The sequence below is a fragment of the Streptomyces sp. NPDC023541 genome (genome assembly GCF_055559995.1).
In genome coordinates this window covers 1-15,459 of sequence record NZ_JBVHJO010000017.1, presented here as the reverse complement: position 1 = coordinate 15,459, position 15,459 = coordinate 1, and the positions used below count along the sequence as shown (strand labels likewise).

The 15,459-nt window shown below is 75.0% G+C and carries 12 protein-coding genes and 2 pseudogenes; 6 read left to right on the top strand and 8 right to left on the bottom strand.

Annotated features, from left to right (window positions below):
• Nucleotides 1-31: 31 nt before the first annotated feature.
• Nucleotides 32-667 carry a TetR/AcrR family transcriptional regulator gene (locus tag ACZ3X1_RS30490; protein ID WP_356814258.1) on the top strand — a complete coding sequence of 212 codons (636 nt, stop codon included), beginning with the start codon at nucleotides 32-34 and terminating at the stop codon, nucleotides 665-667.
• Between the two features lie 26 nt (nucleotides 668-693).
• On the opposite strand, the gene ACZ3X1_RS30485 is transcribed toward ACZ3X1_RS30490, so the two are convergent.
• From ACZ3X1_RS30485 to ACZ3X1_RS30470, 4 genes are all read right to left on the bottom strand, one after another.
• A complete protein-coding gene (locus ACZ3X1_RS30485; RefSeq protein ID WP_467281826.1) occupies nucleotides 694-1,440 on the bottom strand; it encodes an LmeA family phospholipid-binding protein in 747 nt (248 codons plus the stop codon).
• Between the two features lie 8 nt (nucleotides 1,441-1,448).
• A complete protein-coding gene (locus tag ACZ3X1_RS30480) occupies nucleotides 1,449-3,707 on the bottom strand; it encodes an MMPL family transporter (protein ID WP_467281824.1) in 2,259 nt (752 codons plus the stop codon).
• Between the two features lie 77 nt (nucleotides 3,708-3,784).
• Nucleotides 3,785-5,401, bottom strand: a complete 1,617-nt coding sequence (locus ACZ3X1_RS30475; protein WP_467281822.1) for an alpha/beta hydrolase — start codon at nucleotides 5,399-5,401, stop codon at nucleotides 3,785-3,787.
• 87 nt (nucleotides 5,402-5,488) lie between these two features.
• Nucleotides 5,489-6,517, bottom strand: coding sequence for a saccharopine dehydrogenase NADP-binding domain-containing protein (locus ACZ3X1_RS30470; RefSeq protein WP_467281820.1), 1,029 nt, complete (start codon nucleotides 6,515-6,517; stop codon nucleotides 5,489-5,491).
• Between the two features lie 99 nt (nucleotides 6,518-6,616).
• Here ACZ3X1_RS30470 and ACZ3X1_RS30465 point away from each other — a divergent pair, with 99 nt between their 5' ends.
• The 4 genes from ACZ3X1_RS30465 (at nucleotide 6,617) to ACZ3X1_RS30450 (ending at nucleotide 12,712) form a co-directional block, all read left to right on the top strand.
• Complete coding sequence (locus ACZ3X1_RS30465; RefSeq protein WP_467281818.1) at nucleotides 6,617-7,594, top strand: helix-turn-helix domain-containing protein; 978 nt, start codon at nucleotides 6,617-6,619, stop codon at nucleotides 7,592-7,594.
• A 225-nt stretch (nucleotides 7,595-7,819) separates the two neighbouring features.
• Entirely contained in the window at nucleotides 7,820-8,947 is a 1,128-nt protein-coding gene (locus ACZ3X1_RS30460; protein ID WP_356814251.1) for a sensor histidine kinase, read from the top strand.
• Complete coding sequence (locus tag ACZ3X1_RS30455; RefSeq protein WP_467281816.1) at nucleotides 8,935-9,594, top strand: response regulator; 660 nt, start codon at nucleotides 8,935-8,937, stop codon at nucleotides 9,592-9,594. Before ACZ3X1_RS30460 ends, ACZ3X1_RS30455 begins: the two co-directional genes overlap by 13 nt.
• 106 nt (nucleotides 9,595-9,700) lie before the next feature.
• A complete protein-coding gene (locus ACZ3X1_RS30450; RefSeq protein ID WP_467281814.1) occupies nucleotides 9,701-12,712 on the top strand; it encodes a helix-turn-helix transcriptional regulator in 3,012 nt (1,003 codons plus the stop codon).
• 128 nt (nucleotides 12,713-12,840) lie between these two features.
• Here the strand turns inward: ACZ3X1_RS30450 and ACZ3X1_RS30445 are convergent, their stop codons facing one another.
• The 4 genes and pseudogenes from ACZ3X1_RS30445 to ACZ3X1_RS30430 form a co-directional block, all read right to left on the bottom strand.
• Nucleotides 12,841-12,963, bottom strand: coding sequence for a hypothetical protein (locus tag ACZ3X1_RS30445; protein WP_467281812.1), 123 nt, complete (start codon nucleotides 12,961-12,963; stop codon nucleotides 12,841-12,843).
• Nucleotides 12,964-13,174: 211 nt separating this feature from the next.
• Nucleotides 13,175-13,339, bottom strand: a pseudogene (locus ACZ3X1_RS30440) (class III lanthionine synthetase LanKC N-terminal domain-containing protein); the annotation flags it as partial.
• A gap of 50 nt (nucleotides 13,340-13,389) precedes the next feature.
• On the bottom strand, nucleotides 13,390-13,578 hold the full coding sequence (locus tag ACZ3X1_RS30435; RefSeq protein ID WP_467281810.1) for a hypothetical protein: 189 nt from the start codon (nucleotides 13,576-13,578) through the stop codon (nucleotides 13,390-13,392).
• Between the two features lie 389 nt (nucleotides 13,579-13,967).
• Nucleotides 13,968-14,294 (bottom strand): annotated as a pseudogene (locus tag ACZ3X1_RS30430) (TetR-like C-terminal domain-containing protein); the annotation flags it as partial.
• 73 nt (nucleotides 14,295-14,367) lie between these two features.
• Here ACZ3X1_RS30430 and ACZ3X1_RS30425 point away from each other — a divergent pair.
• Entirely contained in the window at nucleotides 14,368-15,369 is a 1,002-nt protein-coding gene (locus tag ACZ3X1_RS30425) for a serine/threonine-protein kinase (protein WP_356814246.1), read from the top strand.
• The last annotated feature ends 90 nt before the right edge of the window (nucleotides 15,370-15,459 follow it).

Sequence of the window (15,459 nt, the reverse complement as noted above, 5' to 3'; positions counted from 1 at the left end):
AATACCGGAGAGGGCGGCGGAGGGAGCGGCGGTGGCGGAGACGGACGACCGGGTGCCCGGCCCGGCGCCGGTACGGGTGGACGGGCGGACCGAGCGCGGACGCCGTACCCGGGACAAGATCGTGGACGCGCTGCTCGACCTGTTGGACGAGGGCGTCGTGGAGTTCCCGGCCGAGCGGGTCGCCGAACGCGCGGGTGTCTCGCGCCGGCTTGTCTTCCACCACTTCGCCGACATGTCCGAGCTGGTGGACCTCGCGATCACCCGCCGGCTGGAGCAACTGGCCGAGCAGATCAGGCCGTTGCCCGTGACCGGCCCCCGCCGGGTCCGGGTGCGGGCCCTGGTCGAGCAGCGGGCGCGGATCCTTGAGTGGATCACCCCGGCGCGGCTGACGCTGATGCGGATCGACCACCCGTCGCCGCGCATCCGGCAGGTTACGGACGAGGCGTTCGCGGACGCGCGGCGGAAGGTCGCGGAGGTCTTCGCGGAGGAGCTCGGCCGCCTGGACGACAACCGGGCGGCCGAACTCCTCGACGGTCTGGACGCCGTCACCACGTGGGGGGCCTGGCACCACTGGCGCTCCGGCGGGAAGAGCCCGCAGCAGGCCCGCGCGGCGATGGAGGCCACCGTGCTGAACCTGCTCGCGGCGGGCGACCACCCGCGCGGATGAGCGGCGGGGCCGCACCCGACGGGCCCTCAGACCGGGCGGACGCCCTCGGCCCGCGCGGTCACCGTCACGCCGTCCGCGCCCACCGACACACCCGCGGGCTGCAGGCCCAGGGGCAGTTCGGGCAGGGTACGGGTCTGCCGGGCGAGCGCCTGTGCGACGAGCGGGCTGTCCGGGTCCAGGGTCCGGCCGGCCACCGAGGCGGCCGTCGGGCGCAGGGAGACGACGCCGTCGTGGAGTTCGACGCCCGCCGTCAGCACCACGGGTGCGCCCAGCACGCTGCGTCGGATGAGGAGTTGGCCGTTGCCGGCGTCGGAGATCCGGGTGTCGCCGCCCGGGCCGTCGCCCAGCGAGGAGTAGGGGGCGGTGAAGCGGGCCGACGCCGAGTCCGCCGTGAAGCCGTCGCCCTCGCGGGTGACGTTGTCGAGGGTGACGTCGGCCTTGACCCGGCTGCCGCGGTCGGTCGTCGCGTCGGCCCTCACCCGTACCTCGGGGTAGGTCTCGCGGGCGGCCTGGAGGAGGAAGGGCAGCCCCTCGATGGACACGTCCGGGCGTCCCTCGAGACGCGTCTGCCGCTCGCTGATCCGGTCCGCGAGCCGCCCCTCGGCCAGGCCTCGGGCGACCGAGTCGGTGACGGGCAGCGCGAGCAGCAGTGCACCGGCCAGGCCGGCCGCGAGCAGGGTGCGGCGGCGCCCGGAGCGGGGCGGCCGGGCGACGTGCCGGGACGGACGGCGGCCTGCGGTGTCGCCGGGCCGTGGGGTGGTGCGGGGGAGCATACGGAACCTCACGGGGTGGGAAGGGTGCTGGTGTCGGTGGTCTCGCCGCGTCCGCCGGCTGCGGCCGCGGCGACGGTACCGGGCCGTTCGGCCGGCAGTGTGTGGGCGCTGCCCTCGATGTCGAGCTCGGGCAGGAGCCGGTCGAGGCGGCGGGGCAGCCACCAGCCGCGGTCCCCGAGCAGTGCCATGGTGGTGGGGACCAGCAGGCCGCGCACGACGGTGACGTCGAGGGCGACGGCCGCGGCGAGCCCGGTGCCGAACATCTTCACCACGGGGTCGTCCGAGAGCAGGTACGCGAGGAAGACGCTCACCATGATCAGTGCGGCGGAGGTGATGATCCCGCCGGTCGAGGCGAGGCCCGCGACCACCGCCTGCCGGCTGTCGCCGCTCGCCAGCCACTTCTCGCGCACCGAGGTCAGGAGGAACACCTCGTAGTCCATGGAGAGGCCGAAGAGGACGGCGAACATCACCAGCGGTACGTAGCCGGGCACGGGGACCGGGCCTTCCAGGCCGATGAGTTCCGCCCCCCAGCCCCACTGGAACACCGCGGTGAGCACCCCGTACGCGGCGGCCACCGACAGCAGGTTGAGCACGGCGGCCTTCAGAGCGAGGAGCGGTGAGCGGAAGGCCGCCAGGAGCAGCAGTCCGGCCACGAGCACCACGGTCCCGATCACGGCGGGCAGCCGGTCCGCGAGGCGGTCGTTGAGGTCGGTGACGGCGGCCGCGGCCCCGCCGACGTGTGCCGTCCCCGCCCCGTCGGCGGTGGCCGCGGGCAGGGTGTCGCCGCGCAGGGTGCCGACCAGCCGGGCGGTCGCCGGGTCGCCGGGGCCGGTGGCGGGTGTGATCTGCCAGCGGACGGTGCGGCCGTCGGCGGTGAGCTGCGGCGGGCTCACCGAGGCCACGCCGGGGGCGGCAGCCAGGGCGGCGGACACCTTGGCCACCCGGGGGTCCTGGGGGCCGGCGGCGGGCGCGGCCAGGGTGTCGGTCACCTGGAGGGGGCCGTTGACGCCGGGTCCGAACGCGTCCGAGAGCTGGTCGTAGGCGGTGCGGCCGGCCGAGCCGACGGGCTTGTCGCCGGCGTCGAGCTGCCCGAAGGACAGCTGGGTGGCGGGCGCGGCGAGCAGCAGGAGCAGGGCGAGGCCGGCGAGCAGGTGGCGCCGGGGCCGGGCCGTGACGCGCTCGGCGATCCGCTGCCAGCCGCGGCCCGCGGGGGCGGGCACCTGCGCCCCGTCCGGTGCGGCGGCGCCCTCCTCCCGGGCTTCGCCGAGGAATCGGGCCAGCAGGCTCAGCAGTGCGGGCAGCAGGGTGAGGGTCGCGGCCACCGCGACGAGGACCGCGATCGCGGGCGCCAGCGCCAGGGCGCGCAGCAGCGGCAGCCCGCCGAGAGCCAGCCCGGCCAGTGCCGCGATCACGGCGCATCCGGCGAAGGCGGAGGCCTTCCCGGCCGTGGCCGTGGCCAGGGCGGCGGCCTCGGCGGCAGGCACGCCCCGGCCGCGGAACTCCCGGAACCGGGTGAGGCAGAACAGCGTGTAGTCGATGCCCACGCCGAGGCCGATCATCGCGGCGATGGTGGTGGCGGAGGATGGCATGTCCATGAGGTGCCCGACCAGGCCGACGGCGGCCAGCGAGGCCACCAGCCCGGCGACGCCGATGGCCAGGGGCAGCCCGGCCGCGGCCGCCTTCCGGAAGCCGGCGAAGAGGATCACGGCGGCGGCACCGAGGCCGATGAGCTCGCTGTGCCCGGTGTCCGGCCGGTCGACGGCGGCCGCCAGGTCGCCGCCCGCCGTGACCTCGATCCCGGCGGCTTCGGCCGGTCCGGCCGCGTCGGTGATCCGCTCCGACAGTTCGGGGCTGATGTCGCGGCCGCTGACGTCGAGGCCCACGGTGAGGTAGGCGGTGTGCCCGTCGCGGCTCATCCCGGCGGCGCCGCCACGCTCGTAGGGCACGGCCACGCTCACCACGTGCGGGACCTCGGCGATGGCCCGGGCGCTGCGCTCCACGGCTTCCCGGGCGCTCTCGCCGGTCAGGTCCGGACCGTCGGGCCCGGTGCGCAGGACGAGGGGCTGGTTGCCGGAGGCCGGGCCGGGGAAGGCCGTCGCCGCCGTGTCGAGCGCGGCCTGGCTGTCGCTGCCCGGAATGGTCACCGCCTCGCTGGTCACCCGGCCGCAAGCCATGACGGCGCCGCCGAGCACGAGGAGCAGCATCAGCCAGGCCCCGATCACCCGTCTCGGCCGACGGGCGCACCAGCGCCCCATGGTGAGGAACATCCGGGCCCTCCACGATCCGACGGCAATATATTGCACTTACTGTGCAGCTTTACGCTTGCACTTGGAGTGCAAGAATGTCAATCGGAGGTCGGGCGGGCGCCGCAGGTACGGTCCTGCTGCGGCAGCTTTCCGGAGGCGAGGTAGGCGTTGACCGCGTCGTCGACACAGGGGTTGCCGTACTCGCCGTAGAGGCCGTGGCGGTTGGCGCCCTCGAGGGTGATCAGCTTCGAACTCGGCAGCTGCTCGTGCAGCTCGACGCTGCTCCGGTAGGTGGTGCGCGGGTCCCCGGTGGCCGCGACGATCAGCGCGGGGACGTCACGCCGCACCTGGGTGAGCGCTTCCCGCGGCCGGTCCCAGAAGGCGCAGGGGCCGATGTTGTTCGTCAGCGGCCCGAACAGCGGGTGCGCGGCCCGGCTGCGCTCGATGTCGCGCCAGTAGACCTCGGGATCGCGCGGGGCGGCGACGTCCCCGCAGATGATCGCGGCCTGGACGCCGCCCGAGATCGCCTGCTCGCCGCCCAGCGTGTACCGGAGCAGCCGGGCGAAGTCCGGCGACAGCGGTGCGGGCTGTCCGTGCGCCGCCCGGGCCAGGGCGGACACCTGCTCCGCCAGGGCGGCCCGCGCCGGGTCGGTGTCGTCCGCGATCCCCATGAACAGGATCAACGGGATGTGCGAGTCGTCGAGCCGGAAGACGTCCGGGCCGGCGCCGACGGTCAGAGGTCCCCGCGCCGACGCCCTGACGACGGCGTCGACGGTGGCGAGGACCTCGGCGCGGGTGCGGCCCAGCCCGTAGGCGTCGTGCCGCCCGGCGGCCCAGGCGGCCCAGTCCGAGAGCGCCCGTTCGTTCTCGGGTTCGGCGCCTTGCAGCAGCCGGGCCTTGTAGTCGCCGGGGGTGACGGCCCCGTCGAGGACGACCCGGTCATGGCGCCCGGGGAACATCTGCGTGTAGACCGTGCCCAGGTAGGTGCCGTAGGAGTAGCCCAGGTAGGAGATCTTCCGCTCGCCGAGCGCGCCGCGGATGACGTTCATGTCGCGGGCGGTGTTGCGGGTGCTGATGTGCGGCAGCACCGAGGCGCCGGCGGCACGGCACTTGGCGGCCAGGTCCTTCTGGAGGGCGACCTGGCGCTCGAAGCCGGCCCGGGCGGAGCCGGCCGAGAACCACGCCGTGCCGACGGGCCAGCCGCAGTCCAGCGGGGTGCTGCGGCCGACGAACCGCGGGTCGAAACCGATGATGTCGTAGCGCGCGCCGACCTCCTTCATCGCCTCACGGATGTGCGGAGGGGACTCGACGGCGGTGCCGCCGGGGCCGCCGTTGTTGAGGAGGAGGGCGCCGATGCGGTGGCGGGTGTCGGTGGCCCTGAGCCGCGAGACGGCGATGCTGATCGTGCGGCCGCGGGGGTCCGCGTAGTCCAGTGGGACGGTCACATCGGCGCAGCTCACGCCGGCCCCGTCCAGGGCGTGACCCGCCGTGTCGTCCGGGCCCTTGGCGCAGCTGCCCCAGGCGAGGCGCTGCCGGTGGAAGCGGTCGAGGCCGTCCCCGCCGCCCTGCGCCGGGGCGGCCGTCGCGTACGCCGCCGGGACGGCGGCGGCCAGTACGGCCAGGGCCAGGGCGGGAGCCACGGCGTACCGCCGGGCGCGCCATGGCCGCCCCGGTCCCAAGCTGCCGTTCTTCACCGTGTTCTGTCCATGTGTCATACAGCGAGACGCTAGGGGCGGGGGCGGTGTCCACTCACTACGGCTGACCCCCCAACGGGAGTGCGGCCACCCCCACCGCCCGCCCGTTCAGCGCGGGAACTCCACCGACACGTGGGGGGCCAGTGCCCGCAGGAAGTCGGCCGCGTCGAACATCGCACCGGCCGACGCGACCCCCGTGGTCCGCGTGCGCCCGGACAGTACGCGTTCGAGGGCCTCCACCACCAGGGGCGCGGTGACCGCGTAGATGTCCCGGCCGCGGGCCGTGGCCCGGCGCTCGACGCCACCCGAACCCACCACCACGTCCACGACGAACGTCTGGTCCGACCGCCCCAGGTCGTCGGCCGGTTCCGGCGCCGGGGTGTCCTCGGCGGCCAGGTCCCCCGCGGCTTCGACGGTCATGTAGGTACGGACCTCCGGCACGGCCACGTGGGTGGGCACGGTCACGGCGTCGGCCATGGTGAACTCCGCGATCACCGACCGGCGGCCCAGCGGTTCCGGAAAGACCCAGTCCTCTTCCCTCGCCGCGTCGTCGTGGTACTGGAGCGCGCCGTCCGCGAACCGCACACGGCGGCCCGCGCGGCGCTCGTGGGACACCCGGCCCGCCGCCCGGGTGCCGGACGTCGGGTGCCAGCTGTTCAATCCATAGGCGACGTGCACCACTTCCGCGGAGGTCCAGTCGCCCATCGCCGCCGTCACCAGCAGGTCGCCCAGACCGCCGAAGAACGCCATCGCGGGCACCACGGGCGTGCCTGCCGCGGCGGCCGCCCGCTCGTGGTCGGCGAACGTCGCGACGTTCGCCTCCAGTTCCGCCGCGACGTCCAGGTACGGGATACCCGCCCGCAGAGCCGCCTCGACGACCGGGCCCGCGGTCACCGCGAAGGGCCCGGCGCAGTTGACGACGGCCGCAGCACCGGCGAGGGCTCGGTCCAGCGACCCGGCGTCGTCGACGGTGGCGGGGCGCACCTCCACGTCTCCCCACCGCGCGGCCAGCGCCTCCAGCCGGGACGCGTCCCGGCCCGAGACGATGACGGCGATCGCGCGCCGTCGCAGTTCGGCGACGACGAACCGGCCGGTGTGTCCGGTCGCCCCGTAGACCACCACTGCCGCTGTACCCATGGCTTCCCCCTGCTCTCGACGTGCCGACGGGCCAAGTCTCGCCGTGGCGGGAGCCCGGCCGTGATGGTCCGCAACGACACCGCCCGTACACTTTCGGACATGCCGACCGTCGTGCTCCCCACCGCCGGAGACCTCCTGCACTTCGAACTGGGGGTGGCCTACGAGATCTTCGGCAACCCGCCGCGCGAGGCAACCGACGGCTGGTACGACGTGCAGCTCTGCGGGCCCGGCCCGGTGCGGGTCGGCCCGTTCACGGTCGAACCCGACCACGGGTTCGACCGGGTGGCCGCCGCCGACACCGTGATCGTCCCCGCCTGCGCCGACGTGGACGTCCCCCCGCCGCCCGAGCTCGTCGAGGCCGTCCGTGCCGCCCACGAGGCCGGAGCCCGCGTCGCCTCCCTGTGCACCGGGGCGTTCGTACTCGGCGCCGCCGGCCTGCTCGACGGCCGGCGGGCCACCACCCACTGGGCGCACACCGCGGAGCTCGCGGCACGCCACCCGCTGGCCGTCGTCGACCCGGACGTGCTCTACACGGACAACGGCAGCGTCCTCACCGCCGCGGGCAAGGCCGCCGCCGTGGACCTCTGCCTGCACCTGGTCCACCTCGACCACGGCGCCGCCGTCGCCAACGCCGTCGCCCGCCGCCTCGTCATGTCACCGCACCGCCCCGGCGGACAGGCCCAGTTCGTGGGCACCCCCGTCCAGGCCCGGGGCGACCACCGGCTAGCCGACGTGCTCGCCTGGGCCCAGCAGCGGCTCGACCGGCCGCTGACCGTCACCGACATGGCGCGCGAGGCGCACACGAGCCCCCGCAACCTCGGACGGCAGTTCCGGTCGGTGGTCGGGCAGACCCCGATGCAGTGGCTCCTCACCCAGCGCGTACGCCGCGCGCAGGAGCTGCTGGAGGCCACCGACGAGAGCATCGAGACCGTCGCCCTCGCCACCGGCATGGGCACCGCGACCACGCTGCGACGCCAGTTCAAACGCATCGTCGGAGTCCCGCCCGCCGCCTACCGGCACTCCTTCCGCGGCGCCGGGACCGCCCGAACCGGCCCGGCCGTCCGCCGCGGGCGGTGAAATCGGCCTCGGCCCGGTACCGACCGTCCGGGACGTGCCTTTCTGGCGTGCACCGGTTGGGGCAAAATGCCTGGTGTCACTGGCAATTGCGGGCTTCGCGGCACATCCGTCCCCTACGGCACGCCCCCCTGGGACCCCGCGCCGCCCACGGATTGGGGAGGAGTGGTTCTGGCGTTGCAGTCCTTACAGATACGCCGCATACGAGCACTGCGCGCAACGGCCTCCGTGAGGTCGGGGACGGACCGGGCCCAGTCCTTCCTGATCGTGGCCACCCTGCTCTACCGGGGCAGCCACCTCACGGTCGCCGTCATGGCCGTCGCCCACCGCCCGTGGAACCCGCCCCTGCAACACCTGGGCCTGGCCGCCGCCCTGGGCCTCAGCGTGCTGACCTACGGCACGGCCCTGCGACGCGGCCGGTTCGACCGGCGGCACATCTGGGCCGACGTCATCGTGACCGGATGCGTCCTGCCCCTGGCCCTGTGCGCCTGGGGAGGCGTGCGCGAACCCCCCGTCATCGCCTGGGCGATGCTGCTCGGCGGATCGGCGAGCGCCACCGCGGCCATCGCCCTCGACCGCCTCCATGCCCTCGCCGTGGTGGCGCTCCTCGTACTGACCCACTTCATCGGCTACCAGGCCGTGGGCGCGACCCCCGCCGTCGTCGTCGGCCACCTCAACTCGCTGGTGTCGTCCGCCGTGATGACCTATGCCTTCCGCTGGTACCTGCTCCGCCAGGGCCGCCTCCTCGACGAGGCCAACGCCCGCGCGCTGGCCGCGGAAGCGCACAAGGCCCGCTACGCCGAACGCCTCGAACACCACCGGGCCCTGCACGACACCGTCCTCGCCACCCTGACCACCCTGGCGGCCGGCACCGTGGACGCCAACGCCCCCGAAGTACGGCAGCGGTGCGCCCGCGAGGCCGCCTACCTGCGCCGCCTGATCCAGCAGACCGCCGACGAGGTCCCGCACCGGGAGCTGGGCGCCGCACTGGAGGAGGCCGTCGGCTCCGTGGAAAGCCTCGGACTGCGGGTCACCGCCCAGTACCACGCCCTGCCGCAGGTACCGCCCGACGTGGCCGCCGCACTGGGACACGCCGTACGGGAAGCCCTCAACAACGTACGGCGCCACGCCGGCACCGGCCACGCCTACCTCACCGCCACCGCGGACCCGGACGGCGGCGGCGGAGCCGTCGTCACCGTGGTCGACCGCGGCCCGGGATTCGACCCCGCTCGGTGCGAGCCCGGCCTCGGCCTGCGCGGCTCGGTCCACGGCCGGATGACCGAGGCGGGAGGCCGGGCCGCCGTGGACACCGCCCCCGGCGAGGGCGTACGGGTGGAGCTGAGATGGCCCGGGTGATCACGGTCGCGGTGGTCGACGACGACCGGATGCTCCGCGACGGACTGCGGGCCTGGCTCGGCGGCGTACCCGACCTGCGGCTCGTCGCGACCGTCGCCACCGTCGGGGAACTCCTCGCGGACCCGGGCCGGTGCGGCGACCCGCAGCGCGCCCCGGCCGACGTCGTCCTCCTCGACCTCGTCCTGCGGGACGGCTCGGACCCCGCCGACAACATCCGCAGGCTGCTGCGCACCGGGAGCCGCGTCCTCATGATCAGCACGGTGCCGGACCGCTCCCGGATCATCGAGGCGATCCGGGCGGGCGCCGACGGGTACCTGACCAAGGACCACGACCTGCCGACCCTGGTCGCCGCCGTCAAGGACGTGGCGGAGGGCCGGGGCGCCCACTCCATGGAACTCGCCTTCGCCTGCGCCTACGACGACAGTCCCGCCCGCCCCCGGCTCTCGCCCCGGGAACGCCAGATCCTGCTCGACTACGCGTCCGGCATGACCCTCAAGTCCGCGGCCCGGCGCGCCGGCATCACCGTCCACACGGCCAAGGACTACCTCGACCGCGTCAAGGCCAAGTACCAGCAGGCGGGACGCCCCACCTACACCAAGCTCGACCTCGCCCTGCGGGTACGGGAGGACAGCCTCGACGGGGGCTGACGCCCGGCGCAAGCCCCCCAAACGGACGGCTTCAGAGGGCACCCGCGCCTCTCGTACGGTTGTCCCGGCGGTGCCTCGGACGGCCCGCCGGGAAGGGGACGAGCCGGTGACCGCACTCGGGTCGGGAGGGCCGGCAGGGCCGGCCGAGGACCGCACCGCCACGGACCCCGTCTGCGGCCCGCACCGGGGGCGGGGACACCTCGTCGGGCGTACGGCAGAGATGGGGCGGATCGCGGCCGCACTGGCCGCCGCCCGGTCCGGGCGGGGCGGAGCCCTGTTCGTCACCGGCGAGCCCGGCGTCGGCAAGACCCGGCTCGCCACCGCGGCCCTCGCCGAGGCCGCCGCGGCGGACATGGTCACCGTACGCGGGCGGGCCAGCACCGTCGGCCCGCCCGTCCCCTACCGGCCGCTCGTCGAGGCGCTGCTCCTGCTCGCCCGTGCCGGGCTGCTGCCCGGTCCGGAGGAACTGGGCGGCTACGGCCCCGTCATGGCCGGACTGCTGAGCGACACCCGGGGCGCGGCGGACCCCCCGGGCGCGGCCGACGCTCCGGGCGCCGCGTACCGCGCACCGTCACCCCTCACCGTCGCCGAAACGGTGCTCCGTCTGCTCACGGCCGTCGGACGGCAGCGGGGCTGCCTGCTCGTCCTCGACGACCTGCACGACGCCGACGCCGGCACCCTGGCCGTCGTCGAGTACCTCCTCGACAACATCGGGCACCAGCCGGCCGTACTCCTGCTCGTCGCGGGGCCCACCCCCCGCGCGGCGGCCGAACTGGCCCTGCGCGCCCGCCGGCGGGAGGCGGCCGAGACGCTCGACCTGACCCCCTTGACCCACCCCGACGTACGCCTCCTCGTCGCGGCCGAGCTCGGCGTCGCACCGGGGGAGGTCTGCCCCGAACTCCTGCACCGCGCGGTGACCGGCAGCGCCGGCATCCCGTTCGTCGTCAAGGAACTCGTCCGCGACCACGCCGGCCGCCCCGCCCACCACGGCGACCGGACGGTGGCCGTACCCTCCACCGTCGCCGACGACATCAGGCGCCGGACCGCATCGCTCGGGCCGCTCGGCACGCGGTTCCTGAGCACGGCAGCCCTGTTCGGCCGGCGCTTCCCCCTGCCGGTACTGGAGCACGCCATGGGCGTCGACCACACGGCCCTGTCCGAGGTCCTGCGCGCCGCCCTCGCCTCGTCCCTGATCACACCGGACGGGCCGGGCAGCCGGTGGTACGCCTTCCGCTACCCGCTGGCGGCCGAGGCACTCCTCGACGACCTCGGGCCGGGCGAACGCGCCCGGCACGCGCGGAGCGCGGCCCGCTCACTGGCCCACCTCCACCCGCAACTGCCCGGAGCCTGGCGCGCACACGCCGCCCGGCTGTACGAACACGCCGGCGAAGTCCGTGAAGCCGTACGCCTGTACTGCGAAGCGGCGCGGTGGGCGACGGACGGGACCAGCCCGGAACACACCCCGGAACAGCCTTCGGAGCAGGCCCTGGAACTGCTCACCCGGGCCCACCGCCTCCTCGAACCCGGCACCGCGCCACCCGAACTGCACGCCACGGTGCTCGAAATGCTGCTGGACACGGCCGCCCGCTCGGCCCGCCTCGACCGGATACCGGCCCCGCACACCGTCGACCAGGGCATTCCCGCGGCCCGTCGGGCCGGGATCCACGCCCGGTTCAGCGCCATCGCCACCCTGACCGGCCGCCCGGCCGAAGCCCTGCGCCAGCTCGACACCGCCCGCTCGCTGCTCCCCGGCCGTCCCGCCGACGGCCACAGCGCCCTGGTGGACCTCGCGGCCGCCCACGCCGAGCTGGGCAGGCCCGCCCCCGACCGGCTGCACACCGCCGCCCGGCTCGCCCGCCGGGCCCTGGACGCCGCCCGCGCCGGCGGCCGGCCGGACGTCGAGTGCGGAGCCCTGCTGCTGCTCGGCCAACTGGCCCGGCCCCAGGACGAGTCCGCGGCGACGGCCCACTTCGAGCGGGCCCGCGCGATCGCCCTCGCCCACAGACTCCCCGTGCCGCGCGCGGCTGCCGACGTAGAGCTGGCCATCACCGCGGCCGGACACGACGAGCGGCCGACCCGCCTGGAGCAGGCCCGGCAGGCAGCCCGGCGCCGGGGCCTGCTGCCGCCGGCACACGAGGCCGGCTTCGCCCTCGCACTGGAGCGCATCCAGCGGTGCGCCTTCGACGAGGCCCGCGACGGGATCGGCCGGGGGACGGCCGAAGCCTCCGGCCTGGGCCTGGACCGGCCCCTCGCCATGTTCCGGCTCGCCGACGCCGTACGGTACGCCCACCAAGGACGCCGCGCCGAGATGAGCGGGGCGCTGGAGCGACTTGAGCCGTACCTCGACGCCGCGCCCGGCCTGCGCGCCATGTCGTACGGACTGGCCCGGGCCTTCTGCTCGCTGCTGGAGGAGCGGCACGACGCCGCGGAACAGGAGCTGGCGCGGGCGCTCGCCTACGACACCGAGAACCCGGCCACCGGCGACTTCGGCCGGCACGGCATCGCCGTACTCCTCGGCGTACTGGCCGGACGCATGGGCCGTCGGCACTGCGGCGGCCTCACGGACGCCGGCGCCGGCGGCACCCGCTGGAACCGCCAGTTCGCCGGTCTCGCCCACGCCGTGCTCCTCGGCCGCGAAGGACACCGTGAGCAGGCGACGGCCGTCGCGGACGAGGCGCTGGCGGCGGCAGCCCCGTACCCCATGGCCCGCCACCTGTGCCTGCGGCTGGTGGCGAGGACGGCGTACGAGGACGGCTGGGGCGCGCCGGTCGAGTGGCTGCGCGAGGCCGAGGAGTACTTCCACGCCGCCGGCCACCACCATGCGGCCGCCGCCGGCCGGGCCCTGCTGCGCGGGATGGGCGCGTCCGTCCGGCAGCGGCGCACGGGCACCGAGCAGGTGCCGCCGCACCTGCGCAGGTCCGGCATCACCGTCCGCGAGTTCGAGGTGGCCCGGCTGGTCGCGGAACGGATCAGCAACAGGGACATCGCCGGCCGGCTGCACATCTCGCCGCGCACCGTCGAGAAGCACGTGGCGAGCGTCCTGCAGAAGACCGGCCACCCGAACCGCGGTGCCTTCGCCACCGCCGCCCGCGACCTCGTCCCGCCCGTGCCGGCCTGATCCGGCCTGAGCCGCCCTGATCGAACAGGGGAGTTGATGCGGGACAGCACCCGCCGCACGCCCGCCGCACGCCCGCCGAACAGAACCGGTCAGGTAGTCGGTGGAGCAGCGCTGCAGATCCTCACCGGCTACCCCCAGCAGGGGCCGCCCGTGGGCGTCGCGCACACGAGCTGCCGCAGCGCCGTCTCGCGGTGCGAGGGGTCGCCCGAGAAGTCCGCCGCGGCCGGCAGCGCGACGGTGACCCCAGACATCCCGCAGGCGTACCCCGGGCGGGGCCGAGGACCGCAGGTCCAGGCCGCGCAGGACGGCGCGGGCCGAGGCCAGGTCCCCGTAGCGCAGAAGTACCTTCCCCAAGCCCGCCGAACCCCCCTCGACGGACGGCTCCGGGGCCCCGCGTCGTCGGCCGGCGCGGCGCGGACGGCAGCCGGCGCCCGAAGACGTCGACGGTGCGGGCGTCGTGGACGGGCCGTGGCGCAGGTACAGCGCCTTGCTGTCCCGGTGGTGCGCGTCCGACAGGACGCAGGGTCCCTCCACGCCGCCCAGGAGGCGGGCCGGGCCGGGCAGGCAGCTCCTGAACTCCTCGACATCGTGCGGGTGGACGGTGGCGAGTCGGCCTCCGCCCCGCATCGCGAAGTCGGTGGGATCGAGGGCGCCCTCGAAGTCGGTGCCGCGTGCGCTCAGGTGCCGATCATCGGGGCGGCGATTTCGCGCCGCCGGCGGCTCGCCGAGGTGTGGATCTTCCAGTCCTGCTCCGGCGGTGCCGGAACGTGCCGGTGGCTCCACCGGTCGCCGCGCGGACGAACCACGCCCGGCGTCCGGGTCGTGGAGGCGTAGAGAGAGCGGTCGACCCCTCTTTCGTTGCGCATGTGAGCTGTCAGCCTCTGTGATCGTCCGAGGCGCCGCCGGCAGCAGCCGGTGGGAACGACGGGATCCGGGCCGGGGCACGGGGGAGCGCCCCCGCCCGGATCCGCCGGGTCAGTTCAGGTATCCCGGGCCGCGCTGCGTCCTGCGGGCCGCCGTGTGATGGGGCTTGAGTACGCTCACCCGGTTCACCTCCTAGAAAGGTCGAATGCGCGGGACGCGCGGCTGGAGTAGGACTGGCGCCGGCCGATCGGCACTCCCGAGTCAACGCCGTCCGCGCTCCCCGCACATGGGCGCCGGCCCCCCATTTTCCCCGGCCGCGCCACCCATCCGGGCGCCGCCCCGCCATCCGGCGAATGGTGGTGGTCCACTCCCCGGCACGACCCCCGCCCCTGCGCAGCAGCCGGACCGCGTCGGTCATGTCCGGTTCGCCGAGGCCGTAGCCGCGCAGCATCCCGTATGTCGGCTCGGTGCTCCGCAGGCGTCCGGGGAGGCGGCGGCCCGAGCCGGGTTCAGCTGGATCTGCGGGGCCGCGTACCGCCCGGGGTGGTGCAGCGCGTACTGCCGGTAGGCGTCGCCGAAGGCGGCGATCACGGCCACACCCTCGCGCAGGTCCTGGACGTTCCGGACGTGCGAGTACAGGCTCGCTCGCGTCCGTCCCCCCGAAGCTCCGTGCGAACGCGGACACCGTGACGTGCGCTATCTGCCGCCTTCCCCCCATGTCTGGGATGTGCCCGTCGGGCGGGTGGAGGGGGCACTCGATAGAATTCAATGCTGAGGAAGGGGGGCGCCTGATGGGCGCGGACCTGAGCCAGTACACGGGCCGGCCCTCCGGGCTGGTCGGGCAGCAGATCGCCGGTTACAAGATCGAGCGCATGATCGGCCGAGGCGGCATGGCCGTCGTCTACTGCGCCAAGGACCTGCGCCTGGACCGCACGGTCGCGATCAAGCTGATCGCCCCCGAGCGGGCCCGGGACGACACCTTCCGGCGCCGTTTCACCCACGAGTCCAGGGTGGCCGCCTCGATCGAGCACCCGCACATCGTGCCGATCTTCGAGGCCGGCGAGACCGACGGCGTGCTCTACATCGCCATGCGGTACGTACCCGGGCTGGACCTGCGGGGCCTGCTGGACCGGGAGGGCCCGCTCCCCGTCCCGACCGCCCTGCGGATCGCCGCCCAGGTGGCGTCCGCCCTCGACGCCGCCCACGACCACGACCTGGTGCACCGGGACGTCAAACCCGGCAACATCCTGGTCGCGGCGGGGCCCGACCGGGACCACCCGGAGCACATCTACCTCACGGACTTCGGCCTGACGAAGAAGTCCCTGTCGCTGAGCGGGTTCACCACGGCGGGGGAGTTCGTCGGCACGCTCGACTACATGGCGCCCGAGCAGATCTCCGGCCGGCCGGTGGACGGCCGGTGCGACCTCTACAGCCTGGCCTGCGTCGTCTACGAGACCCTCGCGGGCGGGCCGCCCTTCGTGCGCGAGGAGGACGCGGCCCTGCTGTGGGCGCACCAGTACGACGCGCCGCCTCCCCTGACCGAGCGCCGCCAGGACATCGCCCCCGCCGTCGACGAGGTACTCGCCAAGGCACTGGCCAAGGTCCCGGAGGACCGGTACGGATCCTGCCTGGAGTTCGTGGCGGCCCTGCGGGTCGCCGCGGAGAACGGCCCCCGTCCGGACCAGAAGCCCCGCCGCGCCACGGAGGTGGTGGCCGCACCACCTCCGGAGCCCCCCGAGTGGGCCCTGCCCGTCTTCCGCAGCCCGGCCCAGATCCCGAGCAGCCCGGCCTAGTACTGCAACGGTGCTTGCCGTGACGGTTGGGCAGGTCGGTCGTTTGTCAGGTCATGGGTGGGGAACGTGCTGATGCCCGGTCGTGGGCCG